Origin of the sequence: Gluconacetobacter sp., from assembly GCF_047721585.1 — a bacterium.
In the GTDB taxonomy this organism is placed as follows: domain Bacteria; phylum Pseudomonadota; class Alphaproteobacteria; order Acetobacterales; family Acetobacteraceae; genus Gluconacetobacter; species Gluconacetobacter dulcium.
Map to the genome: position 1 here is coordinate 1 of NZ_JBDNXE010000065.1, position 13204 is coordinate 13204.

13 protein-coding genes and 2 pseudogenes are annotated in these 13204 nt (G+C 65.8%); 7 read left to right on the top strand and 8 right to left on the bottom strand.

Annotated features, from left to right (window positions below):
- Both ABF821_RS12610 and ABF821_RS12615 read right to left on the bottom strand, forming a co-directional pair.
- A pseudogene (locus tag ABF821_RS12610) lies at positions 1-274 on the bottom strand (hypothetical protein); the annotation flags it as partial.
- Positions 271-1203 carry a glycosyltransferase family 9 protein gene (locus ABF821_RS12615; protein WP_415530217.1) on the bottom strand — a complete coding sequence of 311 codons (933 nt, stop codon included), beginning with the start codon at positions 1201-1203 and terminating at the stop codon, positions 271-273. The gene ABF821_RS12615 and the pseudogene ABF821_RS12610, both read right to left, overlap by 4 nt.
- 194 nt (positions 1204-1397) lie before the next feature.
- Between ABF821_RS12615 and ABF821_RS12620 the strand changes: the two genes are divergently transcribed.
- The 7 genes and pseudogenes from ABF821_RS12620 to ABF821_RS12650 form a co-directional block, all read left to right on the top strand.
- Complete coding sequence (locus ABF821_RS12620; RefSeq protein WP_415530218.1) at positions 1398-2240, top strand: YgfZ/GcvT domain-containing protein; 843 nt, start codon at positions 1398-1400, stop codon at positions 2238-2240.
- A 65-nt stretch (positions 2241-2305) separates the two neighbouring features.
- Positions 2306-2737 (top strand): phosphoribosyl-AMP cyclohydrolase, encoded by a 432-nt coding sequence (hisI, locus tag ABF821_RS12625; RefSeq protein WP_415530219.1) that lies wholly within the window; start codon positions 2306-2308, stop codon positions 2735-2737.
- A 39-nt stretch (positions 2738-2776) separates the two neighbouring features.
- Complete coding sequence (locus ABF821_RS12630) at positions 2777-2953, top strand: hypothetical protein (RefSeq protein ID WP_415530220.1); 177 nt, start codon at positions 2777-2779, stop codon at positions 2951-2953.
- Positions 2954-3282: 329 nt separating this feature from the next.
- On the top strand, positions 3283-3519 hold the full coding sequence (locus tag ABF821_RS12635) for a helix-turn-helix transcriptional regulator (RefSeq protein ID WP_182974707.1): 237 nt from the start codon (positions 3283-3285) through the stop codon (positions 3517-3519).
- Between the two features lie 112 nt (positions 3520-3631).
- Positions 3632-4282 carry a TetR/AcrR family transcriptional regulator gene (locus tag ABF821_RS12640; protein WP_415530221.1) on the top strand — a complete coding sequence of 217 codons (651 nt, stop codon included), beginning with the start codon at positions 3632-3634 and terminating at the stop codon, positions 4280-4282.
- Positions 4283-4464: 182 nt separating this feature from the next.
- A complete protein-coding gene (locus ABF821_RS12645; protein WP_415530223.1) occupies positions 4465-5019 on the top strand; it encodes an amidohydrolase family protein in 555 nt (184 codons plus the stop codon).
- Positions 5020-5193: 174 nt separating this feature from the next.
- Positions 5194-5568, top strand: a pseudogene (locus ABF821_RS12650) (transposase); the annotation flags it as partial.
- Here ABF821_RS12650 and ABF821_RS12655 read toward each other — a convergent pair.
- The 6 genes from ABF821_RS12655 to pheS form a co-directional block, all read right to left on the bottom strand.
- Positions 5560-6459 carry an alpha/beta fold hydrolase gene (locus tag ABF821_RS12655; RefSeq protein WP_415530224.1) on the bottom strand — a complete coding sequence of 300 codons (900 nt, stop codon included), beginning with the start codon at positions 6457-6459 and terminating at the stop codon, positions 5560-5562. The pseudogene ABF821_RS12650 and the gene ABF821_RS12655 sit on opposite strands and share 9 nt — an antisense overlap.
- Positions 6456-6911 (bottom strand): DUF1330 domain-containing protein, encoded by a 456-nt coding sequence (locus tag ABF821_RS12660; protein WP_415530225.1) that lies wholly within the window; start codon positions 6909-6911, stop codon positions 6456-6458. The genes ABF821_RS12655 and ABF821_RS12660 overlap by 4 nt, the downstream gene beginning before the upstream one ends.
- A gap of 22 nt (positions 6912-6933) precedes the next feature.
- Positions 6934-7575 (bottom strand): DUF2239 family protein, encoded by a 642-nt coding sequence (locus tag ABF821_RS12665; RefSeq protein WP_182974702.1) that lies wholly within the window; start codon positions 7573-7575, stop codon positions 6934-6936.
- 702 nt (positions 7576-8277) lie between these two features.
- Positions 8278-9438 carry a lipid-A-disaccharide synthase gene (lpxB, locus tag ABF821_RS12670; RefSeq protein ID WP_415530226.1) on the bottom strand — a complete coding sequence of 387 codons (1161 nt, stop codon included), beginning with the start codon at positions 9436-9438 and terminating at the stop codon, positions 8278-8280.
- A 5-nt stretch (positions 9439-9443) separates the two neighbouring features.
- A complete protein-coding gene (gene pheT, locus ABF821_RS12675; RefSeq protein WP_415530227.1) occupies positions 9444-11912 on the bottom strand; it encodes a phenylalanine--tRNA ligase subunit beta in 2469 nt (822 codons plus the stop codon).
- Between the two features lie 3 nt (positions 11913-11915).
- Positions 11916-12986, bottom strand: coding sequence for a phenylalanine--tRNA ligase subunit alpha (gene pheS, locus ABF821_RS12680; RefSeq protein ID WP_183007690.1), 1071 nt, complete (start codon positions 12984-12986; stop codon positions 11916-11918).
- Positions 12987-13204: the final 218 nt, after the last annotated feature.

Sequence of the window (13204 nt, forward strand, 5' to 3'; positions counted from 1 at the left end):
TACATGCACAGTTCGGCCGTGGCGGGGCGCTGGCGTTGCCGATGGCCCGCGCGCCTCCCCAGCCGAACTGCCTGAACGCCACCTGCCGCAGCGGTCGCAACGCTCCCTCTCCGCCAAGAAAGCGCACATCCCCCGGCAGGTCGGCCACCGTTCCGTCCCGCCGACACCCCACCCAGCACGGCGTCAGATTCCGAAATCCGATATATTGCCGCCGCATGAAGGCATGTTCCGAAGCCGGCAGCAGACGGTCCCGATAGACGAGAACGGTCTTCACCCGCCTGCACCCGTCAGATCGGCTGCCACGGGCGCCCGCTCCATCAGCCCGACCGCCGCCTCCACCACCGGCGCGACCGCCAGCCCCGCGATCGGCGCGCTCCCTTCCGGCCCCGGCGCGGCAATACCGCGCGCACATCGCCCCACCGGCCCGTATTCCGACATGCGACTAGGCCCGAACAGCCCCAGCGTCGGCGTCCCGACCGCCGCCGAAAGATGCATCAGCCCCGAATCATTGCCGACAAATCCCGCGCACCGCGCCAGCACCGCCGCCACCTGCGCCAGCGTCAACCCGCCCCCGGCATCGACGGCATCCGGCAGCGCCGCCAGCACCGGGGCCGCCATCCGCCGCTCGGTCTCGCCAGGCCCGTACAGGATAACGGGCCGCAGCCCCGGCCAGCGATCCTGCAAGGCGCGGGCCAGCGCAATGAAGTGGTCGGCCGGCCACACCTTGCCCGCCCAGTTCGCCGTGGGCGCCAGCGCCAGCCATACCGGCCCGTCGGGCAGCATCGCCGCCGCCCGCGCCCGATCGCCCGCGCCGGTCCACATCACCGGCAAGGGCGGCGGCGACAGGCGCAGCACCTGGCCCAGATGCGTGATCCGCGCGCCCTGCCGCCGCCCGCCGCGCATGATCGCCCGCCGCCGCGCCGCCAGAAACAGCGTCACCGCCGACCCGCGCAGATCCACGCACAGATCCCACCGCGTCCCGACACACGCGCGCCACAGCGCCAGCCAGTGCAGATCATATTTCCGCTTGGTCACCACGATGGTGCGCTCACGCCGGGGCATCGCCTCGAACAGCCCCGCCGCGACCGGCCCGCAGGCAATGGTGAAGCGCGCCTGCGGATAGCGGGCCAGCAGAACATCCAGCAACCCGGTGGACAGCACCGCGTCCCCCAGACGTGTAGAGGTGATGAACAGGATACGCATGGTCAGCGAGCCTACCCCATTGCCCCGCCCGGCGAAATCGCCCCTTCTCCAACCCGGTGACAGACCACACATCACAACCAGTCCGCACAGGCGGCGCCGCCGATCGAACACGATAACCCCTGCCCGGAAACGCACAGCGGGGCCGTCCTCCGCCCCCATTTCCAGACAGGCCCAGGAGGCATAGGATCACAGGCATGGTTGACACGACACATCTCGCCCACCTCCCCGACCGCGCCGTCCTGGCCCTCTCCGGCCTCGACCGGCACAGCTTCCTTCAGGGGCTGGTGTCCAACGACGTCACCGAAGCGACACCGGGCCACGCGGTCTGGGCGGCGCTGCTGACGGCACAGGGCCGCTGGGTGGCCGATTTCTTCCTGTTCGCCGATCCCGACGGCGCGCGTTTGCTGCTGGATTGCGAGGCCACGCAGGCCGACATGCTTCGCCAGCGCCTGCTGCGCTACCGCCTGCGTTCCGACATCTCGATCGACGAAACCGGCTTCGCCGTCCATGCCGCCTGGGGCGCGGTGCCGCCGATGATCGATTCCGCCATCGGCGCCCCCGACCCGCGCCTCGCCGAAGCCGGCTGGCGCCTGCTGCTGCCACGCCCGGCAGAGGGCGCCGCCGACCACGCCGCCTACGACGCCCACCGCCTGGCGCTGGGCCTTCCCGACGGCTCGCGCGACTGCGAGGACGGCAAGACCCTGCTGCTGGAAGCCAATTTCGAGGCGCTGAACGGCATCTCCTGGACCAAGGGCTGCTATATGGGCCAGGAGCTGACCGCCCGCACCCGCTATCGCGGCCTGGTCAAGCGCAAGCTGCTGCCCGTCACCGGCGCGGCCCTCCCCCCGCCCGGCACGCCGCTGCTCCAGGCCGGAAAGGAAGCCGGACACATGGCCTCCTCGCGTGACGGACGCGGACTGGCCATGGTGCGGCTGGCCCACCGCAGCGACGAACTGACGACGGAAGGCGGCCATTCGGTGCAGGTCCACATTCCCGACTGGCTGACCCTGCCGGAAGCCGACACGCCCAAAGACTGAGCCGAACCCACCCTGTCGCGCCACGCCTGCTGGACAGGCGCGCCACCATGGAGTGTTGTGCCGCCATGACCGACACCGCCCCCGCCTATACGGCCCCCGACGCCACCACCCGCGCCGCCATGCTCGACACGGCGCGCTTCGATGCCGGCGGCCTGATCGCCGCCATCGCCCAGCAGCACGATACGGGCGAAGTCCTGATGCTGGCCTGGATGAATCGCGAAGCTCTGGACGAAACCCTGCGCACCGGCCGCGTCTGCTATTATTCGCGCAGCCGCGGCGGCCTGTGGCGCAAGGGCGAGACCTCCGGCCAGGTGCAACGTCTGGTCGATGCACGCCTGGATTGCGACCGCGACGCGGTGCTGCTGCTGGTCGACCAGACCGGCGTGGCCTGTCATACCGGCCGCCGAAGCTGCTTTTTCAGCGCCATGCGCCCCACGGGACTGGTCGAGACCAGCGCGCCGCTGATCGCCGCCGACACCCTCTACGGGCGCGGCTGACGCACCGCGCCCACCCCCTTTTCACTGAAAGCGCCTCCGATGTCCCAGCCTGCCTCCTCGCCCGTCGGCAAGATCGTCTTCCTCGTCGTCCTGCTCACCGCGACGATCGGACTTGGCGTCTATACGATCCACTCGGCCTTCACGGCCCTGCACAGCACGGTCCAGGACGGCACGACCACGCAGCCCCCCGCCCCCCACGATTCCGCAAAACAGTAACCGGCGCGTCGCACTCTTGACGTCCCCGCACGCCTGTCCGCTTCCGGACAAGGCGTCCGTTCGCGGACAGAACCCTCTTTCGACCAGAAAAAGATCAATTTTTACAATGGGGTATAAATCATCCCCCTTCCGGTAAACTGTCTCCGAACCACAGGAGACAGTTCATGCACCGGCCAATGCCCTCTCCCCGGCCCCTCGCTGCCAAACCCGCCCGCTCCCCGACGAGGAACGAATCGCGCCGGTCATCAGCCACGACCGAACCCGCCCCAAAACTTGCTTCATCTCAAGATTTCGTTGTGATTTTACAACAAAAAACGGTATGCAGGACCATGTTCAACCGGATCGGACTCTTCAGGGCAGAGCGCGGCCTCACCCGCAAGGCGCTGGCGGACCTCGTGGACGTCAATCCACAGACCATCGGGTTTCTGGAACGGGGCGATTACAGGCCCAGCCTGGAACTCGCGCTCAAGATCGCCCAGGTCTTCGACGTGCCGGTCGAAATCATTTTCTCGCTCGAACCGTTTGAAACCATCTCAGCCATGTTGCAGGGAAAGACCGGCACATGACGGAGCAGGGTCGCAACATTCGGCCAGCGCGTCGATAACGCCTGCCTGTCCAGCAGCACCGCGCGGGAACCGCCTCCAGTAGCGCGCTTGGTCGTTTGCACGATATAATACAATGCACTATTATGGAAACATGATAGAAAAGAAACAATTTTCCACGTTACGAAGCGCTGATACAAACAGGAAGGTTATTGCCGCCGCGCGCGAGGCATTTCTACGTGACGGTTTCGGCGGCACCAGCATGGACGACCTTGCGTCGGCAGCAAAAGTTGCGCGTCGTACTTTGTACAACCAATTTGGCAGCAAGGAGAATTTATTCCGGGCTGTCGTTACTGATATGTGGGGCCGTATAGATCCCGCGGAGTTGATCGAAGAAGCCGCCGCGGGAAAGGGGCCGAAAGAAGGATTGCAGGCTATTGGACTTGCACTCGCCAGTCATTGGGCGAGTCCTACGGTTATCGCGTTCCTACGTCTTGCAATCGTGGAAGGCGAGCGTTTTCCCGAGCTGCCGAGAAGTTTTTATAAATACGGAAAAGAGCCTATTGTTCTCGCGGTGCAAGCGTATCTGGAGCGGATGGTACAGGATAATGTCCTGTATATTGAGGATACATTGATTGCAACGCAGCAGTTCATCGGCATGCTCAACGAGCCCCTGCTTTGGATGCGTCTGATCGATACGGACAGCAACGTGGATGCAGAGCGATGTGCCGATATCGCGAATCGTGCCGTACGTCTTTTTTTCGCTGGATACGGCGCAAAAACTTAAAGGAAGGTCCGGCACGCATTTTTTTGTTTTCAAAGTGCACTGCACAGTGCAGTGCATATCGCTCCACCTCGGAGGAGCTATGAAATGACTTCGGACACGTTGCTGAAAACCTATCGCTGGTCTTCCAATGATCCTAAGGACAAATTTTCGGTCGAGAACCCGGCAACCGGCGAAATCATCGCGTGGGTGCGCTGCCTATGCAGGATCCGGCGGCAGCCATTGAGGAGCTACGTCGCTGCGTGCTTGATTTTGGATTTTGCGGTGCTTTGATCAATGATCATACGAACGGGCACTACCTGGATGAACCGCAGTTTGACTCTTTCTGGGCCGCTCTGGTGGAGCTGGATGTGCCGCTCTATATTCATCCAGGCGCGCCCAGAACCGATCACTGGCGCGTTCTTGATGGGCACCCGAATCTCGTCGGCCCGACCTGGACATGGGGCGTCGAAGCCGTCGGACACGCCATGCGGATCATCTACGCGGGAATATTTGATCGACATCCCAAGGCGAAACTCATCCTCGGACACATGGGCGAATATCTGCCATTCCAGTTGTGGCGGCTCGATTCCCGTTACAAAACTCTTGCCAATCAGAATCTTCAAAACCTGCCCTCAACGTATTTCGGGCGAAATATATTTATCACAACAAGCGGCGTTTTTTCTCATGCTGCCCTGGTCGGTGCAATCATGGCCATTGGGGAGGATGCTGTCATGTTTTCCATCGATTACCCCTTTTAATCCTCCGCTGAAGCCCTTGAGTTCTTGCGAACGGCACCGATCACTTCGGAGAAACGAGAAAAGATCGCACACCTGAATGCAACGCACCTTCTTAAACTTTAGAGACCAATCCGAAAGTTTTTGAACAATACCAGCCTGTTTTGGCTCATCCGTCCTGGCGAAGAGATGGGGTGAATGGTGGCATGGGCTGGTATTGCCCGGCGCGGGCATAGCCGGGAAGGACTGCGATATCCATCGGATATGACGGATGCGGAGTCGGCTTTGGTCTTGCCATTCGTGCCTGCGGCAAGACGTGGCGGACGCCCTCGAACGACAGACATGCGCGAAGTCGTCAACGCCATGCTTCATATCGCGTCAGGCGGGTGTGCGTGGCGTCACCTGCCGAAATGCTTTCCACCGGTCTCGACGGTTCGACGTTATTTTTATGCGGGACGTGATGCCAGACTGTTCGAGGTGATGAACCCGGTGCCGGTCATGACCCTGCGGGAGATTGAAGGGCGGGAGACGGCCCCCTTATATCCTACGACGCTATCAGGTTCCTTAAGGACATGACCGGCCTGTCATTACGCTGCAAATCGCGTCGATGATCCGTCCCTCGAATTCGCGCGGCAGATCATGGCCCATGCCGTCGATTGGCAGGTAAACCGCGTTCGGTATGGAGCGCACCGTATCCTGACCGCAGAGGGGCGGTATCAACGGATCATCGGTGCCATGGATGACGAGGCTCGGTACCGTGACGTTTGCAAGTCGCGCGCGCCGGTCTCCAGCCACCGCCATGGCAGCTATCTGCCGCAGGGTGCCTCCCGGATCGTAGCAACGCCGTAATTCGTCAAGGAGAATGGCGCGATGGGCCTCTTCATCGAAGGGATAACCCATGCCCGCAATCCGGCGCGCGAACGCGAGACGCACCGCCAGAAAGCCTTCGCGGTCGATCACAGGATCAGGCGCGGGGCGCATCATCATCGCCATGACATCGGGTTCCGCCTGCGGCAAGGCCGGATTGCCGGTACTCGACATGATCGACGTGAGGGAAAGAACCCGGTCGGCATGATCGCTCGCGAGGACCTGGGCGATCATGCCCCCCATCGAGCGCCCAACGACATGCGCCCTGGCGATCCCGAGCGCATCAAGGAGGCCGATCGCATCCGCCGCCATGTCGTCAAGCGTATACGGCACGTCGGGTCTGCGCCCGGCCATCAGAGCAGTTGCGAGCGCGCCGAAATCCGGCGCGGCCGAAGCGCTGAAATGCGTCGAGCGACCCGCATCGCGGTTGTCGAAGCGGATCACGCGATAGCCTCGCGCGGCCAGCCCCTTGCAGAGCGGCGCGGACCAGCGGATCATCTGCGTTCCAAGCCCCGAAATCAGTAGGACCGGTTCCGTATCGGCATGGCCGAAACTGTCCCAGGCGAGTTCGATGCCATTGGCCGTTGCAATGTTCATCGCCTCGGTCCTGCAAGGGGTAGCGCCATTTCGGACAGTGGGAGAAGTCGAGAATCCTCTACTGCTGCCGTGCGGTGACCAAGTCCGGCGCGATACGCCTTATGACTGGCGAAGGAGAGAAAGGACGCAACATTGGCCTGCCTGATCAGCATTGCCAGATCCCAATGTTCAGCGGCGGGGCCGATCAAGAAGGGGCCGCCACGGCCAAGAAACAGGATATCGCCGCCGGTTTCTCGCAAGAAGGGCAGCGTATGCTCAATATAGCGATCAAACGCCTCGGCACCGCTGATCGGCCGGGAAGGTGTCAGACCGGGGTGGCCCGAATAATCAGCCACATCCCTGAAGCGCAGCAGGTTGAGCATGACGACGGGGCCGGCAAGATCGCGCTGTACGAACGTGCGGCCGGCCTCCTGTGTCGGTTCCAGGTAGGAAATGGTGTCGGCTCCGGTCATCGGTGTTCCGTCGAATGGCGGGTCAAGCGTTTTGGTTCTCGCCCGCACGGAATGCGAGACGCAGCGCATAGGTGCGGATGTCTTCAGGCCACGCAGCGATCCGTTGTTCCAATGCTGGCCGGTCGTCTGCGAAGAGGGCGCGGGTCGCTTCTTCGTAGCCGGGCAGATCGCCCGCGATCGCCTGCATGAAATGATACGCGGCCTCCTGGGCCGCGCGCCTCTGCTGGCGTGGGCTCGTCGTTTTGCGCGCCTCATCCACGAGGCGCCTGAGCGTCGCAGAAGCCCCGCCGGGCTGGCTGGTGAGCCATTCCCACTGCCGGGGCAGCAAGGTCACCTCTCGGGCGACAACGCCCAATTTCGGTCGGCCTCGAATTTTCAGGCCCTGAGCTTCGTCCGATCCCCGCGGGTCCGACACCGCATCGTTTTTGGGGCGATAGCGCCCCTCACAGGGCGCAGGGGGCTGGGAAATCCGATCAAGAATCTCGGCATCGCTGCCGCGCAGATCAAGATCGACAATGCGACCCGTCACGTCGTCGAACACGAGAACCGTGTCCGCCACGCCGGTCGATTGCCGAACTGCCAAGGCCACGTCAGGGAGGGTGCCCGTGAGCAGCAATCGGTACCCGATAAATGCCGTGCAGGTCTTGAGAGAAGGATCGGACATGTGGTGCTCGCTCAATGGATTGTCCGATTAATACCCGGACAAAAATGAGCACGTCAATTATATCCGGGTAAAATAATGCACTTCCCTTCGACCGCCCCTACCCGGAACGCTCATTCTGTCTCCCGATTGTTGATTTGCATTGAGAAATGCCCTTTAGGGGCAATCCCGTTCACATAGCGTAAGAGTTATGTCGTTCTGGCCGTCTTGATCGAGAGAGGCGGAATGACACGCACGGTCGCGGACCTCCCTGCGGGGTTCAGAATTACGGATCACATCAGCCTCGGCGTAATCGCGCGGTTCTGCGGTGCCTGCTCGAAGGGATCCTGTGGTTGACGGGTCCATCCGCGACACTGAGGGTCGCCAGCAAGGCCGGCATCTCCCAGGCCCGGACACGCCGCCTGGGCTGGGAAGTGATGCGCCATCTCCATGACGCCGCCATCAGGCCGATCGCAACCAGGGGGCACGAAGGGCGCGTGGTTCGCGGACTGGCGGATCGTCACAGCACCCGTCGAACGCCCTCGCCTTCAGACAGAGGACCGGTACGCCCTGTTCCGGTTCCCTGAACGGCATATTTTCTTCCATGTCGCCGGCAACGGCCAACGGGCGGCCCGCGCGGCCCCATGTCCGATGCCTCCCTCGACGCCCGAAACCGCGCCGATCATCAAGGGCCATTTAAAAAATGGCCGTAGAAAGAAGAAAGAATCAGCGTTCCAGCACGGCCATCAACTCCGTCGCCGCCGCATCGTCCGGATCGCCCGCCGGCGCCGCCAGCGAAGCCGCGATGGCGCGAAAGCCCGCCCGTTGCAGGGCGGCGCTGCGCCCGTCGGTCAGCAGCCGATGCACGGTGTCCGCCAGCAGGCCGGGCCGGCAGCGTTCCTGCAACAGTTCCGGCACCAGCCGATGCCCGGCCAGCAGATTGACCATCGCCACATAAGGCACGCGGATCAGCCGCCGCGCCAGCGCCGCCGTGATCGGGTTGACGCGATACGTCACCGCCATCGGCACCCCGGCCAGCGCCAGTTCCAGCGTCGAGGTCCCCGATTTGGTCAACGCCGCCCCCGCCGCCGCGAAAGCATCATGCTTTTCCGCCAGATCGGTGACCACGATCGGCCGCAGCGGCCAGTCGGCCACCCCCCGCCGCACCACATCCGCCACCACGGGCGAAACCGGCACCACCGGCACGATACCGGGGCAGGTCGCCATCAAAATACGCAGGGTCCGCCCCAGCACCGGCAACAGACGCGGCGCCTCCGACCGGCGACTCCCCGGCATCAGGATCAGCACGGGCGTATCGGCCGCAATTCCATGCCGCGCCCGAAACGCCGCCCCGTCCCCGCGATCGACCCCCGATTGCAGCACCGGATGCCCGACAAACCGCGCATCGAGCCCATGCCGGCCGAAAAAATCCGGCTCGAACGGCAGCAGGCACAGCAGCCGGTCCCACAGGCCGGGAAACTCCCGCACCCGATGCTCCCGCCACGCCCACACCTGCGGCGCGACATAATGCGCGCGCGGAATACCCAGCTCCGCAATCCGCCGCAGCAGGCGCAACGCAAAGCCGGGGCTGTCGATCGTCACCACCAGGTCGGGCCGCGTCGCCGCGATATCCGCCACCGCCTGGTCCAGGCGGCGCGAGAGATGCCGCAGCCGGGGCAGCACTTCCACCAGCCCCATCACCGCCAGGTCGCGCAGCGGAAACAGGCTGCGCAGCCCGGCACCCTCCATCCGCGTGCCACCGACCCCGGCGAACCGCAGCGTCGGGTCCCGCCGGCGCAACGCCGCCATCAGCCGCGCGCCCAGCACGTCGCCGCTGGCCTCACCAGCCAGAATCCAGACCGTCCGGCCGGGCGCGGCCTCCGCCATGCGGGTCAGCCTTCCCCGCGCAGCGTCGCCCCGCACGCCTTCTGCACCGCCGCCACCACGGCGCCGCACACGGCCTCGATCTCGGCATCGGTCAGACTGGCCTTGACCGGCTGCAACGTCACCTCGACACCCAGCGACTTGCTGCCCTCGGGCACCTTGTCACCTTCATAAACGTCGAACAGCCGCACACCGGCGATCAGCGTCCGCTCGGCCCCCCGCGCCGCACGCAGCACGGTTTCCGCCGCCACGTCGCGTCCGACGACAAAGGCGAAATCCCGATGCACCGGCTGGAACGCCGACAGTTCGGGCGCCGTCCGCCGCCGCCGCTTGGGCTCGGCGATCGCGTCGAGAAACAGCTCGAACCCCACCACCGGTCGGTCCAGCCCCCGCCCGGCCAGCAGCGCCGGATGCAACTGGCCGAACACGCCCAGCACGATCTTCGGCCCCTGCCGCAGCACGCCCGAACGACCGGGATGATAATGGCCCGGCGCATCCGCCGTCACGCTGACGCCCTCGACGGGCGCCCCCAGCGCCGCCAGCACCGCCAGCGCATCGGCCTTGACATCCCACAGATCGACCGGCTCGGCCGCCCGACCGGGGAAGCGCGGCGCGTGCCCGCTGCGCAACGCCGCCGCAATCTGGCTCTGCCCGGATTCCGAAAAGCCCGGCCCGACTTCGAACAGCCCCAGGTCCGGATATCCCCGTGCCGTATTGCGCTCGACGGCCGCCAGCAGATTGACCAGCGGCGTCGGCCGCATCTGGTCCAGATCGGCGGCAATCGGGTTCAGCAGCCGCAGACTCTCCGGCGCCGCGCCGAAGCGCGCGCACGCCTCCTGCGCCGCGAAGGAATAGGCCACCGTCTCCAACAGCCCGCGCGCCGCCAGCACGCGCCGCGCCGTGGCCGCCCGCGTCTGGCGCGGCGTCAGCGCCGGCAGCGGCACGGCGGACAGCGCGGGCAGCGACACCGGCGCAATCGAATCCAGCCCGCGCAGACGCAGGATCTCCTCGATCAGGTCGCATTCGGAATCGACCGCCACGGCCCCCTCGGCGGCGGCGAAGGCCCGCTCGGCCGAAAGATCCGGCGCCTGGTCCAGCACCATCTTCATGGCGATGTCGTTGCGCCACGACGGCACATCCACCACCACCCGCGCCTCGTCGCGCTCGCGCACTTCAAAGCCCAGTGCCTCCAGCGACGCCACGGCCTCGTCCGCCGGCACATCCAGCCCGCCCAGCCCGGCGACCCGCGCGAAGCGCAGATGCGCCTCCCGCTGCCACGCCGGCGCGTCACCGGCCGAAACCACCTCGCTGGCCTCACCGCCGCACAGGTCGATGATCATCCGCGTCGCCGCTTCCAGCGCCGCCACCGGCAGCGCCTGGTCCACACCGCGCTCGAAGCGGTGCCGCGCATCGGAATGCAGCCCCAGCCGCCGCCCGCTCAGCGCGATCCGCACCGGGTCGAACAGCGCGCATTCCACGAACACGCTCGTGGTCTCGTCAGTGGCCCCGGTCGCCTCGCCGCCCATGATCCCGGCCAGCGACTGCACCCCGGCCGCATCGGCGATCACGCAATCCTCGGGCGACACCACCACGTCGCGCCCGTCCAGCGCGCGGAAGCTCTCGCCCGCGCCCCGGCAGATCGTCAGCCGCCCGCCGGTCAGGCGGTCGGCATCGAACACATGCAGCGGCCGGCCCAGATCGAAGGCGAAGAAATTGGTGATATCCACCAGTGCCGAAATCGGCCGCAGTCCGATCGCCCGCAGCCGCTTCTGCAACCAGTCCGGGCTGGGGCCATTGCGCACGCCGCGCACGGTCCGCCCCAGCACCCACGGGCAGGCTTCGGGGAAGTCATTGGCCCACATCACGGGCGAGTCGAACGTGCCTTCCACGGTCTCGGCCAGCCAGGGGCGCAGATGCCCCAGCCCCGCCGCCGCCAGATCGCGGGCAATGCCGCGCACAGCCAGCGCATCGCCCCGGTTCGGCGTCACCGCGATCTCGATCACCGGATCGTTCAGCCCGGCGAACGCGGCATAGGACAGCCCGGTCTCCGTGCCCTCGGGCAGTTCGGCAATGCCGTCATGCTCCTCGCCCAGCCCCAGTTCGCGCAGCGAGCACAGCATGCCGCCGCTCGCCTCACCCCGGATCGACCCGGCCTTGATGGTGATGTCCGAGCCCGGAATCCACGTCCCCGGCGGCGCGAAGATCACCGACAGCCCGGTGCGCGCATTCGGCGCGCCGCAGACCACCTGCACCTCCTCGAAGCCCGGCCCGGCATCGACGCGGCACACGCGCAGCCGGTCGGCATTGGGGTGCTGCACCGCCTCGACGATGCGGGCGGTGCGGAAGCCGGCCAGCCGGGCGCCGGGGTCGTCGACGCCCTCCACCTCCAGCCCGATCGTGTTCAGCTTGGCGCAGATCTCATCGACCGTGGCATGGGTATCCAGATGGTCGCGCAGCCAGGACAGGGTGAACTTCATCGATCACAGACCTTCATGCAGCAGGGCCGGCGACAGCGGGCTGGTGCCGTAATGGCGCAACCAGCGCACGTCGCTCTCATAGAACGAACGCAGGTCCGGAATCCCGTGGCGCAGCATGGTCAGGCGCTCGATCCCCATTCCGAAGGCGAAGCCCTGCCATTCGCGCGGGTCCAGCCCGCAATTGGCCAGCACGCGCGGATGCACCATGCCCGAGCCCAGAACCTCCAGCCAGTCGCCGCCGCCGCCGATCTCGCCGGTCTTGCGCGACCAGCCGATATCCACCTCCATCGACGGCTCGGTGAACGGGAAATACGAGGCCCGGAACCGCACCGGCAGATTCGGCTGGCCGAAATAGGCGCGCAGGAAATCGATCAGGCAGCCCTTCAGATGCGCCAGCGTGATCCCCCGGTCGATCACCAGCCCCTCGCATTGATGGAACATCGGCGAGTGGGTGGCATCATGATCCGCACGATAGGTCCGCCCCGGCGCGATGATGCGGATCGGCGGCTCCTCGCCCAGCATGGTGCGGATCTGCACGCCAGAGGTCTGGGTGCGCAGCACCCGCTCGCGCAGGCTGCCCTGCTCGGCCGGCAGATAGAACGTATCCTGGTCGGTGCGCGCCGGATGATGGTCGGGCGTATTGAGCGCCGAGAAATTATGCCAGTCGGTCTCGATATCCGGCCCCTCGGCCACCTTGAAGCCCATGGCGCCGAAAATGGCGGTCATCTCTTCCATGGTGCGGCTGATCGGATGGATCGCCCCCTGCGATTCGGGCCGCGCGGGCAGCGTCACGTCCACCCGTTCCGAGGCCAGGCGCGCATTCAGGGCCGCGGCCTCGATCTCGGCGCCCCGCGCCTCGACGGCGCGCGACAGGTCGTCGCGCAGACGGTTCAGCGCCCCGCCGCGCAGCTTGCGCTCCTCGGGCGACATCCGGCCCAGTTCCTTCAGCAGCCCGGTCAGCCGGCCAGACTTGCCCAGCGTGCCCACACGCACGGCATCCCATTCCCGCCGGTCGCCGGCGGCGGCGAGCGCGGCCAGCGTCTCCTGCCGCAGGGTTTCGAGATCGTCGCTCATGGCACCTCGCTGGAAACAGACACGCGATAGAACAGATTAAGATGGGGTATTAAACCGCAGACCTGCGCGGATACAGCCTCCGACGGCGGGAATAAACCCCCAAAAGCAGAACGGGCCGCCCCCGGGGGGGGGGGGCCGCGGGCCCAAACACCCGCACAAGATCCAACAACACCCCCCCCCCGCCCGGCGCCGCGTTGCCAGAGTGGCCACAAGGCGGG